Origin of the sequence: uncultured Desulfobulbus sp., from assembly GCF_963662935.2 — a bacterium.
Lineage (GTDB): Bacteria > Desulfobacterota > Desulfobulbia > Desulfobulbales > Desulfobulbaceae > Desulfobulbus.
The window spans coordinates 2,900,852-2,924,269 of record NZ_CAXXTL010000002.1 but is presented as its reverse complement, the minus strand read 5'-3'; the positions used below and the strand labels follow the sequence as shown (position 1 = coordinate 2,924,269).

The window sequence follows — 23,418 nt, the reverse complement described above, 5'->3', positions numbered from 1 at the left end:
AAGCGCAAATATACCCGGTTTCGGCCGGCAACTCAAAGGAAACGGTTCACAAGATCCTCAACCGCATCGATGGAAAAAGGTTTGGCCAGGGCGGCGACAAAATTATGCTCGGTATAATAGCGTATCACCTCGTTACCGCTGTCGCCGCTGATGGCGACCATGGCCGCCTCCGGGTCCAGGGCCGCGATTTTGTCGGCCGCCTCCAGGCCACCCATGCCGCCATCCACCCGCAGGTCGAGCAGCACCAAATCGAACCTCTTGCCGTTTGCGCATTTCTTCCGGTAGAGGTCAACAGCCTCTTGCCCGGTGGTCGCCAAAGTGACCGTGCAGCCAAAATGCTCAAACATTTTTTTATTGATCAGCCGCATCATCTCTTCGTCATCCATGACCAGAATCTGGCGTCCCTGCCCCTTTGGGACACGGTGGTTGGGATTCACGACCAACGCCCCCTGCAAAGGAAAATACAAAATGACCGTGCAGCCTCCGGTTAGAGGCGATTCGATCCATACCGTTCCGCCGTGTTTTTTGACAATGGCATGCACAATGGTCAAGCCGAGCCCCATCCCCTTCTGGGCTCCCTTCTGCTTGGTCGAAAAATAGGGGTCAAAAACCTGCTCCACAATGGAGGGGGCAATGCCGGGACCGGAATCGCTGAAGACGATCCGGACCAGTTCCCCGCCCGGAAGAGACTGGCCGGTGCTCGCCGCCTCCTCTTTGCCGTCCACCCGGTCGACAGTCACCTCAATGCGTCCCGCCCCCCCCATGGCATCAAGCGCATTCATGGTCAAGTTGGCAAAGACCTGGCTAATGAGATGGGGATCAACGGTCATGTCGGGTTCATCATCGCTGCACTCGAGACGATAGCCGATCCCGGTGGCCGTCAATTCCCGAAACAGAACCTCATCGATCAGGGCCCGAAGCCGCACCTGCGATTTCTGCGGCAGGTAATTGTCGGAGAATGTGGTGAACTGACGAATCAACTGGGCGGTCAAATTAAGCGCCTTGGTCGATTCACCCAGCAACTGACTGACGTTTTCGTCGCGGCTGATGTAACGGGCCATCTCGACATTGCCGCTGATAATAGTGAGCAAGTTGTTAAAATCATGCGATATACCACTGGCCATCAAAGACATGGCATCCAGTTTACGGATGCGCTGCAACTCTTTTTCCAGTTGCCGCTGGCGTTGCTCCAGCATCTTCCGCTGGCTGACGTTCTGCAGAATGCCGATGATGAAAAAAGCCTCGCCTTCAGCGACCGGCACTAAATTGAAGGTTACCTGTCGCTCTCCCATCAGAATCGGCTCGTCATAGGAGAATACCAGGGGGGGGAGGCTGGCGGAGACATCGAGTTGCCCCATCCAGGCCGAGATCTGTTCTCGGGCGGGTTGCGGCAGCAGTTGGACAAGATGGCGCCCCAACACCTGGGCCTCGGATTCTGCGAACAGTTCAACCGCAGCGTCATTGGCCATGACAATCCGGCCCTGATGATTGAGTTCGACCACGCCCTCTGTCATTCTCCTAAGGATAACCTCCCGGTGCCTCTTACTGACCAGGAGTTCACTTGTCACTTCACGCGGATAGAGCCCTTCCAAACCCTGAATACTACCGTTGCCGCCACGCTTGTTGGCCAGAAACTGCTCAAGAGCCGCCTTGATGTGCACCTTCATCGCTGCCGCCGGGCCTTTGGCGATGCAGACATCGGCCCCGATCCGCACCGTGGCGTCGTTGTCCTCAAGGGCGACACCGGAGAGAACAACCAGAAAGATTTCCTTGAGCTCCGGAGTATTCCGGATGATGTACCCGAGTTTTTCCCCGTCAATCTTCGGCATGATCAAATCGGTAAAGACAATATCAGGCTGCTGCCTGGTAATACAATCCAGGGCTTCCAAACCGTCTTCGGCCACTTGAACGCAGCATCCCTCGGCCTCGAGGACATAACTGAGAATTCTGCGAATGACCGGGCTATTGTCGACGACAAGCGCTTGGATTTCATTCATGGCTGAGCAGCTCCCTCACGGTTTCGGCGAGTTCACGAACATCAAAGGGTTTGCTGAACACCTTGTCCGCCCCCAGTTCCTGGGCGGCTGGCAGATACGCCTCGGGACCGATACGGCCGCCACCGGAAATAGCAATAATCTTGATCCCCGGGTACTCTTTCTTTAACGAGGTGATGGTCTCCAATCCTTCCTGCTCGGGCATGATCAGATCGGTGATCACCAGATCGGCCGGCTGTTTGCGCTGTTTCTGCATCCCCTCCCGGCCATCGCCGGCCTCAATAACCTCATAGCCCGCCCACTCCATCACCTGACGCAGCAAGGTTCGCATCTGATCGTCATCGTCAATGACCAAGATTCTCATTGTGTTCTCCCATCACGATTGGGCAGAATCTCCCGGATAGCAAGTGCCAGCAGACGCATGTCAACCGGCTTGGCCAAAAAGCGGCGGATCCCGGCCTGTTGCGATTCTTCCACTGTCACCGCCTCACTGTAGCCCGAACAGAGGATGATGGGCAGATCCGGATTGGTGGCGCTAATTTTGGTAGCCAGTTGCAACCCGGTCATCCTCGGCATGGTATGGTCGGTAATCAGCAGATCGATCCGTTCTTCTCCCCTGGTAATATAGTCCAAGGCCTGCTCCGGACTGGTAGCCGGCAGTACCCGGTATCCCAGGTGGGAAAGCATCCGAGTGCGCATTCCCACGATATCCTCCTCGTCGTCGACAAAAAGAATGGTTTCGCTGCCTTGGGGTATGGCCCTTTCCTGATCGTCTTCGTCGCTTTCGGCATCGGGAACACGGGGGAAAAAAACGGTGAAGACCGACCCTTTGTCCGGTTCCGAGGTGACGTCGACCACACCGTCATGGGCAACGATGATGCCGTGCAGGACAGCCAGCCCCATGCCGGAACCCTTGCCCACCTCTCGGGTGGTAAAAAAAGGATCGAAGATGCGTTCAAGCGTTTCCTGTGGCATGCCTTTGCCGTTGTCCTTGATGGTCAGAACGATATATCGTCCCGGCGCCAAGTCGTGATAGCGGAGCTGTTCCGCCTTGCCGGTTTCGATCTCCCGCAACGATATCTCGATCACCCCGGCGTTGTTCGGCAAAGACTGGGCCGCGTTGGTGCACAAATGCATGACCACCTGCTGAACCTGACCGGCATCGGCATGGATCATACCAATGCCCTCAGGTACCGCGACCTTGATCTCAATGGTTGTCGGCAGGGTGGCGCGCAGCAGGCGGCAGGACTCCTTGACCACCGGGGCGATTAACAGATCCCGCCGCTGGTTCGAAGACTGACGGCTGAAGGCGAGAATCTGGGCGACCAGATCCTTGGCCCTGGTGCCGGCCCGCTTAATGGCCTGGACATGCTCGGTAATCTCTTCAACCCGAACCGGAGGACCCAGAGGCGCCTCTCCCGGCCCCTCTTTTGACGGCAGACGGTAAAGCAACAGATCGGCGTTGCCAAGAATGGCACCGAGAATATTATTGAAATCATGGGCGATGCCACCGGCAAGGGTGGCGATGGACTCCAGCTTGTGGGCATGCACCAGGCGCTTTTCCAGGCTGCGTTGATGACTGATATCCTTGGCGGAGTAGACAAAGCCGACAATCCGGCCATCATCCAACAGGGGGGAGCAACTCACGGCAAAGGTGCGGCCAAGGTAGCGATGGGTGATCTCCTGGGCATGCGGTTTATTTTCAAGGCGGACTGTTTGCACGGGGCAAAAGGGACAAGGGGTGCTTGATCCGGCAAACAGCTGATGACAGTATTTGCCCTCAATGGTCGCTCCGTCGGTGGCGAGGAGCTGGATGGCGGCCTGGTTGCCCTTGACGATCCGCATCTCGCTGTCAAGAATCAGGACAGGGTCGATGATGGCGTCAAAAGTATACCGCCATTCATCCAAAGCCTGTTGCAAAACGGGGTTGGAAGTCTGGGCACCATGGGTTTTCTCCTTGGTGAACGTTTCGCTCCCCTCAGCGGGCACCGCCGGTGCTGTTGCAGCGACGGCAGGCTCAGGGAGAAGCCGGGGCCTTATCCAAAGAAAAAAGAACAGGACCGAAAAGACGGCGTAACCAGCTAAAAAAAGACAGAAAATGATCAACACAGAAGCGTTCACTGCACCTTTCCAGAAAGTAAAGGGGAGCGTTGCCTGAATATCCGCTCCCGAAAAAAGCTGATCGTCTTGCGTCGACGATCAACAATTCGCACCTGCTCGGGAATCAGATCCGAGATGCCGTTGCGCATGATGGACATTTTATATTCTATGTTAGCTGCAAACCTGTTGTCCAGATACCAGGCGTAAAATAGTCCAAAAAAGAGCCCGGGCGGCGTAAATCCCTCTCCAGGATTGATCACCCGGGTGTACACCGATTCTTCCTGCTGTGAACGATGCATCCGCGAAAGTCGCAGGTAGACATCGATATCTTCGGGTTCAAGAAAGCTGATCAGCTGTTCCTTTCCCCGGACTTTCAGCTGATATGTCCGCCCCACCACCTCCTGACCGGAAACCAGATCGGTCATTCGCTTTTCCTGGGCATAATTACCGAGCAGTGACTGTCCCAGGGCTATCAGGAACACCATCTCAAAGCGGTTGAGGTTGCCGACCTGGTCCTGGCGGATCTTGATCCGCTGATCAACGGGATCGTAAAAAGAAAAAATGTTGTCCCACTCCTGACAGCGCTTCCACGATTCCGGTTCGACCAGGGTGATGCCGCGGATGAATTGCAGATGTTCCAAGGGAATGTCGGGATGAAGCCAGATTATTTCCACCACCCGGTCCAAGAGCCATTTTCGCTCCATTTCCGTCATCTTGACCATAGCCATCGATCCGGCTACAATCAGCTCAGTACTGAGGTAGTGCAACTGCGACCGAATTTTTTCGTACCGCAGACAGGGGGCTAGCTTGGCCTGAAACTCGCTGAAGGAGAAAAAATCGGCAACCGGCAACTGTTCCGTGCAGGCGGGCTGTTTAAGGTAACCCGCCTGTTGCAGCGCCCACAATCCCTTGATTGCCCGTGCCAGGGCATCAGGGTCGTGCTGAATGACCCGCCGCTGCTGCAACTGGTCGTTGGCAAAAATTCTGGCCTCCACCGAACTGAAACCAAGTGCCCTAACCCGGTTCCGGTCAATATAAATCGGTTCCTTGTCCTCGATCGCATACCGCTGGAGGATCGAGCCCGGAATATCGTTCATATCAAGGGCCACCACATGAGAAAACAGGCCATGGACGCCGCCGGGAATATTGCGATGATAGGCCCGGATCAAGTCCGAAACATAAAACTTCCGGTCCGGCGCGTCACGGGCGGCGTCGGTCTCGCCTTTCTGCACCCAAATATTGGCGATCAGTACCTTCAGCGCCGTTGCATTCTTGCGGATGGCCTCGGCCAAACCAGGCACCTGCAAAATGGGAATGATCGAGGTGTACAAACTGCCTGGGGCAAAGAGGATGATATCCGCCTGCTGCACCAGCTGGACCACTTCGGGCTGGAGAAAGGGGTTGCGGCTGAACTCGATCATAACCCGGTCGATCGGATAACCACGCCGAGCCTTGCCTGATTTGTATTCGCTGGTGACCAGGACGCCGTTGCCGTACAGCATCTGCAACTGCGACAGGGTTGTGGTGCACGGAAGAACCGAATTCTGCCGTACCCCCAAACAGGCGGAGAGTTCGCCCAGCCCACGGATCGTTGCGGTCCGGACCACCTGATGCGAGGCCAGCAACTGGGTTGAGGTCAAGGCCGGGTCCAACTGTTTGTAGATGGCGGCGGCCAGAAGGAGATTCCCCAAGCACTGGGGCCGGTACAGCGTTGGACTCAGGCGGGGATCGCTGTAGAGCAGCATGGCCAGTTCGGTAAGGCAGGCAAGCAGTCCCTCAGGCAGATCGGCAAGAACTGCCCCGGTATCCTGGAGCACCTGCGCCGCCGAAACGGGAGGGGAGATGAAGCGGTAGTTAAAAATGGCATGCAATGCCACTGCGCAACGCCGGGCCCCTGCTCGGTCCAAGCCGTAGGTTCTAATAAGATTCTCACGCCGAATCGATGAGATCAGGACATGACGGAGATCGCCGAGGGCGATAAGCGGCAGATCTTTTTGCAACTCCCCGGTCGAACCGCCGTCATCCGTGACGCAGACCACCGAATTGACCTGGGGAAAGACCTGCTTCAGACCGGTAAAGGGGTTACGGGCCCAGCCCAACCGGCGGGAATCGCCACCTATGATATTGGAGAGCCCGGTGCCGCCCCCAAAGACCACCACCTTCGTGGTGCTTACATCCAGAGATTCGATTTGTTGCTGAAGTTTGTTGAAGAGGGAAGAAAGAATCGGCGGGAAGCCGCCGGGGGTGCTGCCCAGAACAATGGAGATGACCTTTTCCGCTAGGGTCCCTTCCGGAAGGACGTCAAGGACGGAAAAGCCCTCCGAGGTTAACATGTGCAACTGGTTTTTGAGCTGTTGCTGCCCGGCCATACTGTCTCGCGACTGATAAAAAGAAAAAGAGAAAAATGCGGCGACCGGCTAAAAGTGTCTACACCGATGCCGCTTGCAGCAGTTGTTCCACCCTGAGCAAGTCCTTGGGCGTATCAACCTCCACCGAATCGTGACCGGTCAGCACCACCCGGATGGTGTATCCAAACTCCAGGGCCCGGAGTTGTTCGAGTTTTTCAAACCGCTCCCACTGACCTTCAGGTAAACCGACAAAGGTGATGAGGAAACCTTTGCGGTAGGCATAAAATCCGAGGTGCTTGTAATAGGTTGGCTGCTCCTTTTCTCCCGGATCACGCTGGAAAGGTATCGGTGAACGGGAGAAATAGAGGGCGTTGCCGTGGCAGTCGAAAACGGTTTTGACGTGGTTGGGATCGGTGATTTCCTCAGGCCGAACAATCTTGTAGATCAGGGTGGACATGGGCAGGGAGGGATCGTCGATCAGCGGCCGGGCCACCTGTTCGACAATTTCCGCCGGAAACAAAGGCTGATCCCCCTGGATATTGACGATCACGTCCTGATCGGAGATAGCAAGCGACTGCGCGGCCTCGGCCAGCCGGTCGGTGCCGGTGGCGTGATCAGGCAGGGTCATGACCCAGGAGCCGCCAAAGGCTTCCACCGCCCTGGCGATACGTTCATCGTCGGTGGCGACCACCACATCGGAGAGCAATTCGACCCGCCGCGCCCGTTCAACCACATGCTGGATCATGGGTTTCCCCTGAATCAGGGCCAGCGGCTTACCTTCAAAACGGTTTGATTGATAACGAGCTGGAATAATGGCAACTATTTTCGGAGAAACTGTACTCATCGGTTATCCTGAGGATGCTCCCGGAGGAGGCAACATTGGTTTGCTTTTTTATCCTACCGCATGATACAGTGCGGCCAATCAAAAGGCAATCACCAAAAAATCCATCAGGTTACCAAGGATCTTCCCCTTGTCCTCGCCCCTCCCTTCCCTGGCTGTTCTCGACGACCCGCACGGCACCCCGTCGCCGTCGCACCTGCTGGCCCGCTCACTGGGCATCCCTCTGGTGACTGATCCGCTCACCGCCACCCTCCTGCTACAGTACACTCAGGAACGGCTGGAACTGTGCAAACCCGGCGACCCCGAGTTGCCAGGCGCCTTATGGGTCGATTTTACCGGGCCAACTGCCCGCCGACGCTCGCGCCATCCGCATCGGGAACTTCTGGTCCAGGCGGCCAAGGTGCGAAAAACCGCGCAACCTTTGCTTATCGACGCCACCGCAGGCCTCGGACGTGACGGTTTTCTCCTTGCCGCCGCCGGCTTTCGGGTGCGGATGGTTGAATGCAACCCGGTTGTCGCCGCCCTCCTGGAAGATGGGCTGAACCGGGCCCGCCGAATCGTCGAACTTGCCGGTCTGATAGAGAGGATATACCTGTTTGCGGGCGATGCGCTGGAATATCTCCCCGGTCTTACCGAACAACCGGATGTCATCTACCTTGACCCCATGTTCCCGGAGCGGACCAAATCCGCCAAGGTGAAGCAGGAACTGCGGCTGCTGCAACTCCTCGACCAAAAAACCGCCTCCCCGGAACACCTCCTGCAGGCGGCACTAGCCCTACAGCCCAAAAAAGTGGTGGTCAAGCGACCGCTCAAGGGGCCGCATCTGTTGTCGATGCTGCCCTCCTACGCGCTGAGGGGCAAAACAGTCCGTTTCGATGTGTATGTGGGAGAGGGAAAGAAGGCTCCAAACCCCTGATTCTGGTCACCGGAATCGGCAACTCGAATCAAGGGGAGGTGTGCTAGGTTAAATCGGATCAGGCCTGCGCTGCTTTTTTCAAAGCAGCCGCAATTTTTGTTTTCTGTTCTTCCGGCAAGAAAATAGGCACCTGATAGGTCAGAGCCCGTTCAATGATTGTCGCCGAGGCTGGCAACCCCTGCGGATCATAAACCACCCGGCGCTTGCCATGGGCGCTGAAGGGCCAGCCGCCGTGGCAGTAGGTTTTCCCTTCGAGCAGGTGCTCCCAGTTGGGATAATAATGCCAGCCGTTTTCACTCCAGCGGACCGCGCCCACGCCCTGATCGCGCAGCACCTGATTGACCGCCGTGGTTTTTTCCTTGTCCGGCAGCATGAAGGTGAGGAAGGTGGCGGAATCGCCGTCGGCATCAAGAATCTCGCGAAAATTGACGCCGGGCAGCACACTGACCGCTTCGCGGAAAAAGGCTTTGTTGTTTTTTTGCGCCGCGACAATCCCATCCAACTTGGCCAACTGGGCCAGGCCAATGGCGCCCTGAATCTCCATCATCCGGTAGTTAAACCCAATAAAGGGGCGGCCCTCGCCGCCACGGCCCCCCGGATTAGGAACATGGTCATGGCCGTGGTCCTGGTATTCGGACATCCGTTGCCATAGGACCGGGTCGCTGGTGATACACATGCCGCCCTCGCCGGTGGTCATGGTTTTAACCGCGTCGAAAGAAAAGGTGCCGATGGCGCCAAGACTACCGAGATGACGTCCGTGCAACCGCCCGCCCGCCGCCTGAGCGGTATCTTCGATCACCGGGATGTTGTGGCGATCGGCAATGGCCTTGATCTCCTCGATCCTCGCCTGGGCCCCCATCATGTGCACAGGGATGATGGCCTTGGTTTTCGGGGTGATCTTCTTTTCCAGGTCGGCCGGATCCATATTGAAGGTCAGATCAACCTCGGTGAAGACCGGAACAGCACCGCAATCAAGGATGGCCTCCCAGGTGGCGACAAAGGTGAACCCCTGGGTGATGACCTCATCCCCGGCGCCGACACCGAGAGCAACCAGAGCAACCTTGAGGGCTGCGGTCCCGGAGGTCACGGCTTGAGCATGGGATGCACCGGTGTAGGCGGCAAAAGCCCGCTCAAATTCGAGCACCTTCCACACCTCCTTGCGCTGGGCCGCAAACTCATAACGAAAGAGCACGCCGCTCTCTAGCACTTCCAGAACCTGCTGCTTTTCCTCTGCTCCAAAAATCTCAAAACCGGGCACAATCTACCTCTTCTATTGTTGTATGAAAAACCGGAAATTTCTTACGTCCGTTGCCGAACACTCAGTCCGCCTTCTGGGGCAGGACATAGCCGTTGTCGATCAGCCGCACCTTGCCGTCGATGAGGACCGCCAGGGCCAAAACCGTGCACTCGTCAACCTCATCCATCGGTTCCAAAGTCTCGCAATTGACAAAACTGACATAATCAATGGCTGTTCCGGCAAAGGAATGAATATGCTGCTCCAGCAGGGTGGCCAATACGGCCACTGACCGCAGCCCTTGCTCCGCCTGCGTTCGCGCCAATTGCAGGGCGGTCGACAAACTGAGTGCCGCAGCCCTGTTGGCCGGGTCGAGGTTGGCGTTGCGCGAACTCATCGCCAGCCCGTCCGCTTCCCGAACAATCGGGTGGCCGACGATCCTGACCGGGATGTTCATATCGGTCACCAGGCGGCGGATGATTGCCAGTTGCTGGAAATCTTTTTGCCCGAATACCGCGACATCGGGCTGCACCACATTGAACAGTTTGCTGACCACCGTGGCTACCCCGGAAAAATGGACCGGCCGGCTCTTGCCGCAGAGATGGGTGGCCAGATGCTTCACCCGCACCTCGGTCTGGAACCCTTGAGGATACATCAGCTCAGGGGTGGGCGCAAAGACCGCCGCCACCTTTTCCCGACGTACCAGCTCCATATCGCGCTCAAAATCGCGGGGATATCTGTCGAGATCTTCATTGGGCCCGAACTGAGTGGGATTGACGAACAGGCTGACCACCACCAGGTCGCAGAGCGTCGCCGCCCGGCGCATGAGATTGAGGTGCCCCTCGTGAAAAAAACCCATGGTCGGCACTAGACAGATGGTCGCCCCTGAGCGTGCCTGCTCCCTGGACCAACGGTTCATCGCTTCCGGGTTTTGAATGATTTCCATTATTTTTTCAGTTGGTTAAATCTCGATTGAACCATTTCCCGAACTGGATCGGCCTTGCCCTGCCCCGACTGCTCGCCGACGGATTCGAGGTATTTGCCGTACATGGCCGCGGCCTCGTCCTTCTTGCCCAATTGCTCGTTAACCCGCCCCATGGCCCGGTAGGCCTCGGGCGCAAACCCTTCACTGGCAGCCAGCTCGGTGTAGAGGGCCAGGGCCTTGTCGAACTGCTGCTCATTCTCGTGCAATATCGCCAGGTTTGTCAACACCAATGGCTTAAGCGGCGATGTTGCTGAAAGTCCGGCATTGATCTCCGCCATCCGGGCAATCGCCTTGGGGCGCTGTCCTTCCTTGTCCTCAAGAAAGGCTAGCTCGATCTGCGCCCAGAGACCAGAGGAGGTCGAGCCATATTCCAGCACCACCTTTTCCAGCACCTGCCGCTTGTCCTGCTTGGCAATGAGAGCGGCGTCAAGGGCGGCGGCGGCCTGGTCGGCGCGGTAATCGCGATAGGTGGTGTACGCGGAGACGGCAACAGCAATCACCACGCACGCCGATACGGCCGACCAGATAGCCCGTTGATTCTTTCGAATAAAGGTGATGGCCTTCGGCGGTAGATTGAATTGCTCCAGCAAACCCATGGCTGGGCCCAAGGGCTGCAATTCGATTTTTTTCGGGTCAAAGGCGCTCTGTTCCGCCATGATTGTCTGCTCCTGTTAAAACAAGGTTGGAAAGGACCACCGGGTTGCCGGCAATAACCGTTGCGCTTCGCCGTCTCGAACGGTAAATAAAAATGCTTACTAGTCGAGTTTCCCAAAAAATTCGGCAAAAGGAAAGGAACAAGGGCTGTTAGCGCCCTGGCGCCAGGGTTTTTGATTATAACCCGGCAGAAAAAAAAAGCATCAGGCAATCCATGACGGCAACGCAAAAAGCCTTCCAGCAAGCACGTCTCCCTTCCGCCTCTTCAAATTGCCTATCCCACCGTTTCGGAGAAAACCATGGATGATCGTCAGATTCTGACCGTCTCCGAGCTCAACGGTGCTATCCGCGGCCTGCTCGAGGGGCGATTTCCCTTTGTCAGCGTCACCGGCGAAATCTCCAATCTGCACAAACCCTATTCCGGCCATTTCTATTTCACCCTCAAGGATGCAGGTGCCCAGATCAAGGCGGTGCTGTTCAAAATGCAGCAACGTTACCTGGCACAAATTCCCAAGGACGGGGCGCATGTGGTCTGCCGCGGCCGGATCTCCGTCTATGAACCGAGAGGCGACTACCAACTGATTGTCGACACCATCGACTTTCACGGCGCTGGCGCCCTGCAGCAGGCCTTTGAGCAACTGAAACGGCGGCTCGCCAATGAAGGGCTGTTCGACGAGCATCTCAAACGCGGCTTGCCGCGCTTCCCTGCCCACATTACCCTGGTCACCTCGCCCCAGGGAGCGGCGGTACACGATTTCATTCGTATTGCCACCCGGCGCTGCCCGTCGATCCGGATTGCGGTTTATCCGGTGACCGTGCAGGGCGAGCAGGCAGCGGCCGACATGATCCGCGCCCTGGAGGAGATCAACGCCCGTGCGGCAACGGAGGTGATTGTCCTCTGCCGGGGCGGCGGCTCCGCCGAAGACCTCTGGGCCTTCAACGACGAGCACCTGGCCCGGGCCATCCGCCATTCCCCCCTTCCGGTGGTGAGCGCTGTCGGTCATGAAATCGATTTCACCATTGCCGATTTCGCCGCCGACCTGCGCGCCCCTACCCCCAGTGGAGCTGCGGAACTGCTGACGCCGGATAGTGTCACCTTGCTCGGCAGAATTGACCAGCAACGCTTACGGATGTACCGCACCCTGCACAACAAGATCGATCGACTCGAGCAGCGACTGCTTCTCGCCAGGCATCGGCTGGAGACCATGCCACACCCCCTCGACAGACGCATGCTGCAGCTGGATCATTTAGCCGCTCGCCTTGAACGATTCCTCAAAACAACCCTCAGCGAACAGCGCCGCCGACTGGATCAGGCCACCTTGAACCTGGAACGGTTGAATCCGTCCCACCGGATTGACCTGCACGAGCAGCGACTGAAAGAACTGTATAACCGGCTGACCCAGGCGGCCCGGTCTGGGCTCCAGGCCAAAGACGAACAATTTGTCCGGACTACCGCCATTCTCCATGCGGTGAGTCCTCTGGCGACCCTGGCGCGGGGATATGCAATTGTCCAAAAAATCGAGAGTAAAAAACGAATTGTGACAGAGGCGGGTCAAGTCAGGGCAGGGGAAACTGTGCAGGTCATCCTGCATCGAGGAGAACTGGTGTGCCGGGTGGAACGAAGTGACGATATGGGGACGCTGGAAAGGTGAAGGTGAGAATCAGTTGAGAACGGCGTCGACTTTCTGATCGATATAGGCAATGGCCTTGGCCAGCTGCTGCGGATTTTTCCGGGCTGTCTTGCGCAAAATATCGCCCCAATCCTGAAGCATGGAGGAATCAACCTTGCGGATCGCATTTGGCCGGCACCATGCCATACCTATTTTATTGCCCAGATTTTCCAGAGCTGTTCTCTGAGCCTGCCGCTGCTCCGGCGGAGTTTTTGCGAGAATCTCAGTGGAAATATCCTGCCAGCCATCGGATAAAAAATTCCCTTCCTGAAACACCTTGAACCAATGTTTTTCTTCGGCGTTCAGCTGAGCCGGAATTTCATATTGGTACACAGGTATCCTGCCGGTCAGGGCTGCCTGAGCCTCACTGGCAAATGATGACGGGGTGGTGCAAACCAAAACCGTCAACAACACTATGCCTGAAAGTACAATTCTCACCGCTTCTCCACAGGAAACTTGGGACATGTTAGACATGGCTATAAACTAACATGCTCCAGCATCGGTGTCAAGAACCAGTCCCACATAATACAATTTTTTGTACCCTGGAAAATTCCCCGCCAACCCCCGAAACCAATCAGGTAGGTCCGGCGACTCCAGCCTCGGCAAAGGTGGCCACTTCGGTGAGAACGGCAACTGCCGCCTCCACTAAATGCATGGAGAGGACAGCTCCGGTCCCCTCGCCCAGCCGGAGGTTGAGATCGAGCAGCGGCCGACGCTGCAATTTCTCCAACAGCGCGCCATGCCCAGGCTCGACACTCCGGTGGGAACAGATGATATAATCGCGAACAAAGGGTTCCAAACTTGAGGCGATCATTGCCCCGGCGGTGGCGATAAAACCGTCGATAATCACAGGCTTGCGATGGGCCGCTGCCCCGATGACCAGACCGGCGATGGCCCCGATCTCAAAGCCGCCCACCTTGGCCAGCACGTCCAACCCATCCTTGACATTGGGTTTATTGCGGGCCAGGGCCTTCTCAATCACCTCGATTTTGTGGCGCAGCCGGGCATCGTCAATACCAGTGCCCCGCCCGGTCAGCTCCGCAACCTTCTTGCCGGTGAACACCGCGGCAATGGCAGCGCTTGGCGTGGTGTTGCCGATTCCCATATCCCCGGTCCCGAAGACGTCAACCTCCGCCGCCAGCTGGTTGGCGACCTCGATGCCGGCCTCCACCGTCATCACCGCATGGGTCCTGGTCATAGCCGGTCCATAGACCATGTTGTCCGTGCCCCGGCCGATTTTTTTAGCGATGATTTTCCCGTCCCGCACCAGTTCGGTGAAATCATCCTTTGCTCCGACATCGACCACACAGACCCCGGCCCCGGCCTGCCGCGCCAAGGCATTGATCCCCGCACCGCCGCGGACGAAGCTATGGACCATCTGAGTCGTGACCTCGACCGGATAGTTGGAGACACCCTCAGCGGCCACCCCGTGATCACCCACCATGACCACCACCTTTTTCCGGGCCACCGGCGGCCGCATCGACCGGGTTATCCCCGCCAGATCAATGGCCAGATCCATCAGGTCGCCCAGAGCCCAATGCGGCATGGTCAATTGATTCAGCCTCGCCTCTGCCAATTGGCGATATTCGTGGTCCTGGGGATAAATTGCGCGAAAGGTCGTATCAAGAAAACTGAGGGCTTTTTCGTTGGCCATGCTCACATCCTGCCGGGTTGAGGTTGGGGTGCACTCTCGGGACGGACAGCCCGCCTCATTCGCTGCCGGCAAGGGTGCGGTCGTAGAGCTTACCCACTCCGTATTCCTTGCGGCGCTGGAATTTTTCGTAGGGTGGACCCATCAACTGCATCTCCGGATACTGTTTTTGGATCTGCATGGCGATCTCCATCTCCTTGGTGCAGCCGGTGGAGTAGGTGGCATCCTTGCCGGTCCACTCCGGAGGCACCTTCTTACCCATCAGTTCAAAGGATTTGACAATGTCGTCGACACTCTGAAAACGCCAGATATCGATCGTGCCGGAACGCTGAAAGATCTCCCACATATACATGATGTCGTCGGCGTCCATGCCCTCGACAAAATGCTCGCCCGGATTAATGATCACCACGTCGTGCAGCGAAGAGCGGAGATGTTCAACAAAGACGTTGAGGATTTCCTTGGCGGTTTTGAGCTGGCCGGGGATCGAACCGACGATGGCCGAGTAGAACATAATGGTTCTGCCCAGCGTCTTTTCCCGCTTCACCATGTCGATCAGCGCCTCGGCCTTATGCCGCAGCGCCGCCCGTGAGAAGCGGACTGCCCGGGGATGATGCGGTTTGAGCAGGATATCGACCTCGCCGTCGTTGCCGGGGATAATGGACACGATATCGCGGGTGAACTGGAAATGGTTGGAGATGTTTTCGCGGCCACCGGGGTTGCGGTATACTACCAAATCGGCCTCCTTGAAGGCCCGGGCATAGGTGACCGAGGTCAACAGCGGATTGAAGGGTTCGCGGGTGCCATCGGAGATGACCAGGAGCCGATTGTCGCTGTCGAGGTGGCGCAGCAGTTGATTTTTTGAAATCTTGGCATCGCCGATGATGTCGGCATCCTCAAGCAGTTCATCTAGGGTCGGGTCTTCCAGAAGATCGACAAAAGAAACCCGGTGGTAGTAAAAATCCTGCTTCACCGCCAGGATCACCTTGATGCCGATCTTCATGAAAATGCGGAGAATGGCCAGATCAAAGACAATCTCGCCCGAACGGCCGCCCACCCAGAGGATACAAGGCCGCCGCCGGCCTGCGATCACATCCCGCAGCCAGTTACAGATCCACTGCCACTCCGGGGTGTCCAACGGAGTGTTCATCACCTGGCGGATGGTGTCGCTCGCCGGGGGCTGGTCCTGCCGCCAGATCGGCCGCATCGAACTGAGCAGGAGCAAACGGCGCAGGCGCAGCAGATGCAATTGCAGATCAATATCGGTGAGCGTGGTGTCTCCCGATATTTCAAGTCCTTCCGGCGAATTGAAAATCTGTTCAAAAGCCTCGGACTGGAGGAAGGCGGCCACCCGCTTGTTCTCCAGTTCCCGCTCGATAGCGAGCGGCCGATCGATCTCGCTGATGGTGGTGAAAATACCGAGCAATCGCTTTTCGATCCGCCCCGGCAATTGGACCTTGTGGGAGGTCTCATGATTGTACTTGATGGTCAGCAGGCTGAGGAGATAGTGCTGCTTGTAGGTATCGGTCACCACCTCACGCACCAATTTTTCCAGCCGGGTCCAGATCCCGATGTAGGTCGAAGTCAGCACCGTGTCGGCCCGTTTCTCGATGATGGCGGCAAACAACTCGTCCGAGCAGGGATAGTAGATCTGCTCGTCTTCGAGATGGACGATGAATTTGAGCTGCTCCGGCGAGGCCACCACATCAGGGAAGGTCTCGTAGGCCAGATGATTTTCGGTGAAAAAATTGGTCAACCAAGCGTCCCGGTCCGGATCCTGGCCTTTGACGTAGCGGATAATCTCACTCATGCTTCCCTTCCTGTCGTCCCCTTAAACCTTTCAATAGCTTCACCAGATTGCATTGGCCGTAACTACGCTCGCCACGCCCCATCCCTGGCGAGCAGCGCCTTGATTTCAGCAGCAATTTCAGATGCTTTCCGGCCCTCGACGTCGATTTCAATATCCGCTGCCTCACGGTACAACGGCAGCCGGGTCCGATACAACTGTTTAGCCTTGTCCATATTTTGCAAGAGCGGGCGTTTTTTGATCTTCCTCTCTGCGTCCGGATGCCGTTGTACGGCAGACAGGATACCCTTGAGGCTTGAATGAAGATAGACGACCCGACCCAGCCGGTTGAGATTGTTCACCATAAAAAACCCGCCGCCGGTGGAAACAATGCTGCCGTTGACATGGTGCTCCAGCCAGTCGGCTGCCTGCTGCTCGACCCGGCGGAAGGCGGGTTCGCCCTGCTCGGCGAAAAAAGCACGAATCTTCGTTTTCAGAAAGGATTCGATCAGGTCGTCGGTATCAAGCGCAAACCGGCCGGTCGCCGCCGCCAGTGCCCGCGCCGTTCTTCCTTTCCCCACCCCCATGAACCCGATCAGGATAATATTATCGGCCACGTTGTCCGCCTTTTTCCGTTTTGATGAACTCTTAAAAAAGGAAAACTCTCGGTTTTGTCATATAAAGGCCACAACCGAAAAAGCCTGTATCTTGGATGGGAGAGATTGCTGCACAAGACTGAACTTTGTTCGCGGGCATGGCCCGCTCCTACCCGCAAACTCGTTACCCTTGGGGTAGGAGCGGGCCATGCCCGCGATGTGTATCCTGAATTGTTGCGTCTACTTGGGTGTCATTTCGAGCGTAGCGAGAAATCTCTAGAATTATGATGAGATTTCTCCTCGCTGTGCTCGTCGAAATGACAGGAATCAACTTTTTTCGAAATCATCTTTTTAGAGTCTCTTGCAAAATGATAAAATCACACCGCACGTCCCACTCGTATCTCGGGAGCCTGAGGCAATTCATGTTGTCATATCGAGCAAGAGCGAAAATCCCAGCCTTCAAGACAAGCATATTTCTCCCTCCGGTTGAAATGACGTAACCTGCAACCGTTCATTTTGCAAAAGGATCTTTATTCACTGTTCACTGGTTGCAGGGCATGGCATGCTGCCCTGCAAGGCCAGCGCTGATAATCCGGCTCAAGGTGTGTTCTTATATACTGTGTGGACAAAAAAAAATCTCGAGCCTTTGCGGGGGCCTCTGTTTTTTTAGGGGATTCCAGTGATCATCAACAGCGCCGTATCTCTTGCTCAGATAAAAAGCGCGTGTTAAAAAAGGTAAACACACAGTAAACGGACTGATCTTTGCACGTTATTCCGCATGCAAAACGATGTGATTTCACCACAAAATGATCGGCCATCCCGGAAAGCACACCGGTTGGAGAAAGCGGCCTGCCCCCATTGGGACAGTTCCAGCCACACCTGTCAGCTGATTGAAGTTGGCCTGTTTCTCCCGGTGGAACAGCATGTTGTCTCTTTTTGCCTTTCCAGCCATTATCCCAGTTGCCGTCACTATCAACTGCTGACCGCTCTTGACGATACCTCCGGGCGAGTCGATACGTCACCAGTCAACCGCCGCCGCTCTATCCGTATTCCCAGTCATCATGTTTTCCGTTTTTCCGAAATCACCGGCAGGGATCACCATCCCGGTGTGCGGGAAGACGATGCCTGGACCATTGACCTCAGCGAGCACGGCATTCGCTTTGTCACCCGGCAGGTGCTGACCGCTGACACCGCTCTCCGCTTTTCCCTGGACGTCGACGAAACCGCCACCAAAATAGAAGGGACTGGTCGGGTTATCTGGTCCGTACCCCTTGCAAACACTCCCCTGTTTCATGCCGGCATCGTTTTTACCGAACGGCTTGTTTCTACCCTGCCTCCCCGTCATCCCTAACCGCATCACACCCCTACCGGACAAAATCGCTGTCTGGATATGCAGCGACAATGACGCTTGCCTCTGAACTTTTCCTGTTCCCTAGCTGCAACCAGACAGCCTCCAGCCAACCGTATTCCGGATTTCCGGAATCATCAAAATGACCTAAAAGGCTGAATTAAATTTATAAATTAACCTTTTTCCAGTATTCCCCCTATTGAGGCAAGGTCGGATGGATACTTTTTCTCAACCACGCTTCAGTTCCCTTGTCAAAACAAGGGCAAGCCGAAGACAAAGAGAAAAAATCGGCTTCCAGCCGCAGGCAGATAAAGATGCAAAACCTTGTTTTTATAACATTAACCAGGAACACCACCCCTGACCACACACAAACCCCATCAAACAGGCATGGTTCGTGAATACGATAAGCAAAACAAAAGGTGTTCATAAATTTTCACATCAAACAGCCTTTAAGGAGGGTCAGATGAAAAAATTATTTTCGGTAGTAGTATGCGCTGCAATGCTCGGAATGGGTGGGATAGCTTCTGCTAACACAATCACTGGAACTGGTCATATTTTCAGTGGCGCTGGTTCAGATGGAATCGATGATTGGTATTTCAACGTTGGCAATGTACAAGGTGGGGATACTATTACAGTCACCATGAACGTTGATCAAACAGGCGGTACCGGTTTTGACTCACAAATGTATTTGCTCACAAATAATGTGTCAGGACTAACGGGTGAAACTTTACTGGCTGGTAATGACGACACGTTTTATCCTTTTGATCTTTCAAGTTATATACAAAGTGACCTCTCTGAGAATCGGAATTATCAGCTTAGAATTTCAGAATTTTTGTTTGCTGATGCATTCGCTGCGACAAATTCTGTTCAAGGTAACTGGACCTATAGCATAACCGTTAGCGCAAACAGGACCCAACTATCCTGGAATAGTGACGTAGCTCCCTCAGCTGTCCCCGAGCCAACCACTATGCTTCTGTTTGGCACCGGTCTTGCTGGTTTGGCCGCTGTTGGCCGCCGGAAAACCGCCACCAAGTCCTGATCGCTTCAGTTCTTGTTTTTTCGTACCCAAGCCCGACAGCGTCTGCTGTCGGGCTTTTCTTTGTCCCGCCGCCTTCTTCGAAAATCCCCGCAGCGAGTAGCGAGTAGCCCGGATGGAGCTTAAGCGGAATCCGGGAACACAGTTATCCCTGATGCATCCAAAACCCGGCAATTCCCCCGCCGTTACCGGACTGCAGCTTTTCACCATCCGATTCACCCCGGATTCCGTTTCAGTCCATCCAGGGGGGCTACACGTCTGTCAAGGAGCTCTTGCAAAACACCCCACCGCCCCACCTCCGCCATCTTGGCAGGCGGCAATGATGTAAGCAAAGGTCCGACTTTACCTTTCGGGGAATTCGAGGGACAGTATCAACATCTCACACGCAGCGCCCTCCCGCAAACGCCCGTCACTCTGCCTCAACCATGGCCGGAAGTTTATCTCATCTCCCTTGCAATGACGACGCAATCTTCCCTTCCTGCTTTCCCGGAAAAACAAACTCCGCCTTCCCCTGTTTGCGGCGCACCCAGTTCAAGGCCCGCTGTATTTGGGGAATCCCCACCAACCGGTCAATCAGGCGACGCTTGCCGGGAAAATCCATCAGGCAAAAGCCGAAACCGTTGCACAGGATCACACTCACCAATGGCGATGGGGGGCAGACCACGTTTTTCTGAGAAAAGAGCAGTGGCCTGCCTCCTCTTTCTCTTTTTCTATTGCATAATGGTATACATATTATACCTTAATAGCATGCAATTTGAATTTGACCCTAAAAAAAGCGCTGCCAACAAACAGAAACACGGCATAGATTTTGTTGAAGCGCAAGCGCTATGGGATGACTGGGACGTGCTTGAAATCCCAGCCAAGACCGTTGAAGACGAAGGCCGTTGGCTCGTTGTTGGCAAAATCGGTTCTAACCATTGGTCAGCGGTCATTACATACCGAGATGATTCCCTAAGAATTATATCGGTCCGTCGCTCACGGGAAAAAGAGGTGGTGTATTATGGAAGCTCAGAAATTTGACGAAAAATTTGATGCAGGCGATGACCTGACCCAAGAACTTGATTTTTCAAAGGCTCGTCGGATCAACCAAGAGAGTAGGCGGGTTAATATTGACTTCCCAGCTTGGGTTGTGGCTGGGCTCGACAAACAAGCTCATCGTCTTGGCATTACCAGGCAGGCTCTTGTAAAAGTTTGGATCGCTGAAAAGTTGAAAAACGCTGCGTAGCGCGCGACAAAGGGGGACAAACCACGTTTCCCCCTATTCTCACCGTGTGCCCTAGAGAAATCTCACCTACCCCTGCTTTCCCGTAAAAACAAACTCCACCTTGCCCTGTTTGCGACGCACCCAGTTCAAGGCCCGCTGTATTTGGGGAATCCCCGCCAGCCGGTCAATCAGACGACGCTTGCCGGGAAAATCCATCAAGCAGATGCCGACAAGCATGGTCAGCAGCCCTTGGCCCGGCAGCACCAGCATGGCAATGCCGGCGATGAGCAGACAAATGCCAAGTCCATTGCGCAGGAGCACAATCACCAAGGCCAGAGCTGGATGCCGGCGATGCCGAGCTTCGACTTTCTGCCAGTGGGTGAGAAAATAATCCGGCGGCATCCGGCCGATCAACCAGGGCACCGCAATCAAGCTGCCAACAAAGGTCACCAGAGAAAATAGACCAAGGAGTTGCAACATATCGACGCGACTCACGCAACCACCGGTGGTTCGAGGAGAATGTCCGCAAGCGCCCGCTTGGGCACATGGTGCACGCCCTGCTGGTCGTGCCAGTAGCGGATGTCTCCATCGACGCCGACTTCTTCCAAAACCACCGTCTCAGCCGGATACCCGAGAGCCACCACTAAAAGCACCTTAAAACGATCCTCCAACTGGAGCAACCGCTGCACCAGCCCTGGCGAAAAGGCGCCGATGCGGCAGCCGAAAAGGCCGCATTCGGCCGCGCCGAGCAACAGATTCTGGGTGGCAATGCCCAGATCAAAATGAGCCTCGGCTTCCGGGCCCCGCAGCAACTCCCTGTCCAGCAGGCAGACAATATAGACAGGAGGCCGTTCTCCCGGCCCCGGACCAGGCCAATCGCGCAGGTACCCTGCCCAACCGAGGAGGGGAAAGAGCTGCTGGCGCAAGGCGTCTTCGGTGATCACTATGTATTTCAGCACCTGCGCATTGCGTGCCGATCCACCCAACCGGGCCAGATCAATCAAGTTCTGCAGCAGGGCCGGATCAATCTTCCTCTCTTCCTCAAAACGACGAATTGTCCGCGTCCGTCTCACCAATTGGCTTAGCATCTTTTCTTCTTTCCTCTCCATGTATTAACCCTTTAGACCAGCCCTTCAGGCTGTTTGCCTTTCAGCTCATCGACTGCAGGCTGCTCAATTATTGCCGTCCCCCTGCACTCTATCCACCTACGGCCCGACACCCCTAATTTTCCTGTTCAATCGGCAAGCGACATGCTACATATCAGACACCTGACCAATATTAACCGACTTTCTCCCTGATCCTTGTATGCTTGATGCGATTCCTTCCATGCGACTGCTGGATATCGTCGATATCCTGCTCGTCTCGTTCATCATTTACCGTATCATGCTGCTCATCCGCGGCACCCGGGCCGTACAGATGCTGGTCGGCATCGCGCTCATTATTATCATCTATTTCCTCTCCGGCAAGTTCGAACTGCAAACCCTGCACTGGCTGCTCAAGACCTTTCTCGGCTCGATCCTGGTGGTGATCGTCATCCTTTTCCAGACCGATATCCGTCGCGCCCTCACTCAAATGGGCAAAACCCCCTTTCATAAGGCCGACGATACTGCCGAACAAGACATGGAGGAGATCGTCCGCGCCGCCACCTACATGGCCAGACGCCGCATTGGCGCACTCATGGTTATTGAGCGCGACACCGGCCTGCGCGACCTTGTCGATACCGGCCATCGGCTTGACGCCCGCCTGCGCCATGAGTTGCTGGTGGCCATCTTCCTTCCCGCCTCACCCATGCACGACGGCGGCGTCATCATCCACAAGGGCCGCATCCATTCCTCGGGTTGCCTGCTGCCGCTTTCACAGAGTACACGCATCGACAAACGGTTCGGCACCCGCCACCGCGCTGCCCTTGGCCTGTCCGAGGAAACCGATGCGATCATTATCGTGGTTTCCGAGGAGACCCAGGAGATTTCCCTGGTCCAGCATGGGCAGATCACCACCTTTCACGACGAAAAAACCCTGACCGCCACCCTCAAGGAACTGCTGGCGCCGCGTAAAAAGACCGCGCGCTGGAAAACCTGGTTGCCCCTGTTGCGACGCCATGAAAAGAAAGCCTGATTTTTCTTTGCTCTCCAAACACTGGGTGCTCAAACTGCTCTCCCTCATCATCGGGGCCAGCCTCTGGTTTTCCGTGGTTGGCGAGGACCGGGTGGACATGACCGTTACCATCCCCCTGGAATTGCGCAACCTTCCTGCCAATCTGGTCATTGCCAACCAGTACCGAAAAGATATCGAGGTGGTTCTCAGTGGTTCCCGTCGGCTGATCCAGGAGATGCGGCAGCAGAACATTTCCCGGCCGATTGACCTGGGCAAAGCGGAACCGGGGACCCTAGTCGTCAAGAATGATGCCGAATCCATCACTCTGCCGCATGGTATTACGGTGCAGCGGGTGCAGCCAGCCAACATCACCCTGCAGGTCGACCGGTTGACCCGGAAGGATTTTCCCATTACGCCGATTACCAAAGGCAAGCCGGCCGCCGGTTTTATCCTGGAAAGTTTGACCTTCACCCCGCGACACATCAGCGTCACCGGACCGCAAACCATTCTTGAAAAAGAAGAGTCCCTGAAAACCGCAGTCATCAATCTTGAGGGCGTCGACAGCTCCAGTACCTTTCAGGTACATCTCGACCTGAATGAAGCCCTGTTGAAACTCATTGGTGAGACCGTGATCGAGGCCAAGGTCGCCCTCAAAGAAATCATGGTCCGGAAAACCGTCCGGGCCATTCCGATCAACAGCAAGGAAGCCGGGACACCGGTGAGATTTTTCCCACCCACAGTGACCGTGGAAGCGGAGATTCCGGAACGGATCGTCCGCATGACCCCGGAACTGGCCACTCTGTTCCAGGCATCAGTCAACGCCTCTGCTGACAAGGCTGATCAGGAGGTCCAGATCCTGGTCAACGGCGTCAACTTGCCGGGGTATGCCCCCATCGTCATCCTCAAAATCACCCCGGACAAGGCCCGTATTTTGCCCTGAGCGGGAGCCGTCAAATTGCCCACA

23 protein-coding genes are annotated in these 23,418 nt (G+C 55.8%); 8 read left to right on the top strand and 15 right to left on the bottom strand.

The annotated features are described in order from the left end of the window. Positions 1-32 precede the first annotated feature (32 nt). The 5 genes from ACHZCX_RS17275 to kdsB are packed head-to-tail and all read right to left on the bottom strand — an operon-like array spanning position 33 to position 7,286. Positions 33-1,997, bottom strand: coding sequence for a response regulator (locus tag ACHZCX_RS17275; RefSeq protein WP_319588443.1), 1,965 nt, complete (start codon positions 1,995-1,997; stop codon positions 33-35). Then, complete coding sequence (locus tag ACHZCX_RS17270; RefSeq protein ID WP_319588442.1) at positions 1,990-2,358, bottom strand: response regulator; 369 nt, start codon at positions 2,356-2,358, stop codon at positions 1,990-1,992. The genes ACHZCX_RS17275 and ACHZCX_RS17270 overlap by 8 nt, the downstream gene beginning before the upstream one ends. Continuing rightward, positions 2,355-4,115 (bottom strand): response regulator, encoded by a 1,761-nt coding sequence (locus tag ACHZCX_RS17265; RefSeq protein ID WP_319588441.1) that lies wholly within the window; start codon positions 4,113-4,115, stop codon positions 2,355-2,357. Before ACHZCX_RS17265 ends, ACHZCX_RS17270 begins: the two co-directional genes overlap by 4 nt. Next, positions 4,112-6,463 carry a gluconeogenesis factor YvcK family protein gene (locus ACHZCX_RS17260; protein WP_319588440.1) on the bottom strand — a complete coding sequence of 784 codons (2,352 nt, stop codon included), beginning with the start codon at positions 6,461-6,463 and terminating at the stop codon, positions 4,112-4,114. Before ACHZCX_RS17260 ends, ACHZCX_RS17265 begins: the two co-directional genes overlap by 4 nt. A gap of 58 nt (positions 6,464-6,521) precedes the next feature. After that, positions 6,522-7,286, bottom strand: a complete 765-nt coding sequence (kdsB, locus tag ACHZCX_RS17255) for a 3-deoxy-manno-octulosonate cytidylyltransferase (RefSeq protein ID WP_319588439.1) — start codon at positions 7,284-7,286, stop codon at positions 6,522-6,524. 127 nt (positions 7,287-7,413) lie between these two features. Here kdsB and ACHZCX_RS17250 point away from each other — a divergent pair, with 127 nt between their 5' ends. Beyond that, positions 7,414-8,199 carry a class I SAM-dependent methyltransferase gene (locus ACHZCX_RS17250; RefSeq protein WP_319588438.1) on the top strand — a complete coding sequence of 262 codons (786 nt, stop codon included), beginning with the start codon at positions 7,414-7,416 and terminating at the stop codon, positions 8,197-8,199. A 58-nt stretch (positions 8,200-8,257) separates the two neighbouring features. Here the strand turns inward: ACHZCX_RS17250 and ACHZCX_RS17245 are convergent, their stop codons facing one another. From ACHZCX_RS17245 to ACHZCX_RS17235, 3 genes are all read right to left on the bottom strand, one after another. Then, on the bottom strand, positions 8,258-9,457 hold the full coding sequence (locus tag ACHZCX_RS17245) for a DegT/DnrJ/EryC1/StrS family aminotransferase (RefSeq protein WP_319588437.1): 1,200 nt from the start codon (positions 9,455-9,457) through the stop codon (positions 8,258-8,260). 61 nt (positions 9,458-9,518) lie between these two features. Further along, the gene (gene panC / locus ACHZCX_RS17240; RefSeq protein WP_319588436.1) at positions 9,519-10,379 is read right to left on the bottom strand and encodes a pantoate--beta-alanine ligase; all 861 of its coding nucleotides are present in this window, start codon (positions 10,377-10,379) and stop codon (positions 9,519-9,521) included. After that, a complete protein-coding gene (locus ACHZCX_RS17235; RefSeq protein ID WP_319588435.1) occupies positions 10,379-11,074 on the bottom strand; it encodes a tetratricopeptide repeat protein in 696 nt (231 codons plus the stop codon). Before ACHZCX_RS17235 ends, panC begins: the two co-directional genes overlap by 1 nt. A gap of 297 nt (positions 11,075-11,371) precedes the next feature. On the opposite strand from ACHZCX_RS17235, the gene xseA reads away from it, so the two are divergent. Further along, positions 11,372-12,724: an exodeoxyribonuclease VII large subunit gene (gene xseA / locus ACHZCX_RS17230; protein WP_319588434.1), complete on the top strand. Its 1,353-nt coding sequence runs from the start codon at positions 11,372-11,374 to the stop codon at positions 12,722-12,724. A gap of 9 nt (positions 12,725-12,733) precedes the next feature. Here the strand turns inward: xseA and ACHZCX_RS17225 are convergent, their stop codons facing one another. The 4 genes from ACHZCX_RS17225 to ACHZCX_RS17210 all read right to left on the bottom strand — a co-directional run bounded on the left by ACHZCX_RS17225 (position 12,734) and on the right by ACHZCX_RS17210 (position 16,793). Beyond that, the gene (locus tag ACHZCX_RS17225; RefSeq protein ID WP_319588433.1) at positions 12,734-13,180 is read right to left on the bottom strand and encodes a hypothetical protein; all 447 of its coding nucleotides are present in this window, start codon (positions 13,178-13,180) and stop codon (positions 12,734-12,736) included. Positions 13,181-13,316: 136 nt separating this feature from the next. Beyond that, entirely contained in the window at positions 13,317-14,396 is a 1,080-nt protein-coding gene (gene cobT, locus ACHZCX_RS17220; protein WP_319588432.1) for a nicotinate-nucleotide--dimethylbenzimidazole phosphoribosyltransferase, read from the bottom strand. Positions 14,397-14,451: 55 nt separating this feature from the next. Further along, the gene (locus ACHZCX_RS17215) at positions 14,452-16,200 is read right to left on the bottom strand and encodes a hypothetical protein (protein WP_319588431.1); all 1,749 of its coding nucleotides are present in this window, start codon (positions 16,198-16,200) and stop codon (positions 14,452-14,454) included. 62 nt (positions 16,201-16,262) lie between these two features. Beyond that, entirely contained in the window at positions 16,263-16,793 is a 531-nt protein-coding gene (locus tag ACHZCX_RS17210) for a shikimate kinase (protein ID WP_319588430.1), read from the bottom strand. Positions 16,794-17,550: 757 nt separating this feature from the next. Between ACHZCX_RS17210 and ACHZCX_RS17205 the strand changes: the two genes are divergently transcribed. Then, entirely contained in the window at positions 17,551-18,123 is a 573-nt protein-coding gene (locus ACHZCX_RS17205; protein WP_319588429.1) for a PilZ domain-containing protein, read from the top strand. Between the two features lie 460 nt (positions 18,124-18,583). After that, on the top strand, positions 18,584-19,159 hold the full coding sequence (locus ACHZCX_RS17200; RefSeq protein WP_319588428.1) for a PEP-CTERM sorting domain-containing protein: 576 nt from the start codon (positions 18,584-18,586) through the stop codon (positions 19,157-19,159). A 439-nt stretch (positions 19,160-19,598) separates the two neighbouring features. On the opposite strand, the gene ACHZCX_RS17195 is transcribed toward ACHZCX_RS17200, so the two are convergent. Beyond that, entirely contained in the window at positions 19,599-19,790 is a 192-nt protein-coding gene (locus ACHZCX_RS17195) for a hypothetical protein (RefSeq protein ID WP_319588427.1), read from the bottom strand. Positions 19,791-19,903: 113 nt separating this feature from the next. On the opposite strand from ACHZCX_RS17195, the gene ACHZCX_RS17190 reads away from it, so the two are divergent. Together ACHZCX_RS17190 and brnA are read left to right on the top strand one after the other, a co-directional pair. Continuing rightward, positions 19,904-20,176, top strand: a complete 273-nt coding sequence (locus ACHZCX_RS17190; protein ID WP_319588426.1) for a BrnT family toxin — start codon at positions 19,904-19,906, stop codon at positions 20,174-20,176. After that, entirely contained in the window at positions 20,157-20,381 is a 225-nt protein-coding gene (gene brnA, locus ACHZCX_RS17185) for a type II toxin-antitoxin system BrnA family antitoxin (protein WP_319588425.1), read from the top strand. The genes ACHZCX_RS17190 and brnA overlap by 20 nt, the downstream gene beginning before the upstream one ends. A gap of 66 nt (positions 20,382-20,447) precedes the next feature. Here brnA and ACHZCX_RS17180 read toward each other — a convergent pair whose 3' ends face one another. Both ACHZCX_RS17180 and ACHZCX_RS17175 read right to left on the bottom strand, forming a co-directional pair. Then, positions 20,448-20,855, bottom strand: coding sequence for a PGPGW domain-containing protein (locus tag ACHZCX_RS17180; RefSeq protein ID WP_319588424.1), 408 nt, complete (start codon positions 20,853-20,855; stop codon positions 20,448-20,450). After that, on the bottom strand, positions 20,852-21,469 hold the full coding sequence (locus tag ACHZCX_RS17175; protein WP_319588423.1) for a nitroreductase family protein: 618 nt from the start codon (positions 21,467-21,469) through the stop codon (positions 20,852-20,854). The genes ACHZCX_RS17180 and ACHZCX_RS17175 overlap by 4 nt, the downstream gene beginning before the upstream one ends. Positions 21,470-21,665: 196 nt before the next feature. On the opposite strand from ACHZCX_RS17175, the gene cdaA reads away from it, so the two are divergent. Together cdaA and ACHZCX_RS17165 are read left to right on the top strand one after the other, a co-directional pair. Beyond that, positions 21,666-22,475, top strand: coding sequence for a diadenylate cyclase CdaA (gene cdaA / locus ACHZCX_RS17170; protein WP_319588422.1), 810 nt, complete (start codon positions 21,666-21,668; stop codon positions 22,473-22,475). After that, positions 22,459-23,394, top strand: coding sequence for a CdaR family protein (locus ACHZCX_RS17165; protein ID WP_319588421.1), 936 nt, complete (start codon positions 22,459-22,461; stop codon positions 23,392-23,394). The genes cdaA and ACHZCX_RS17165 overlap by 17 nt, the downstream gene beginning before the upstream one ends. Positions 23,395-23,418: the final 24 nt, after the last annotated feature.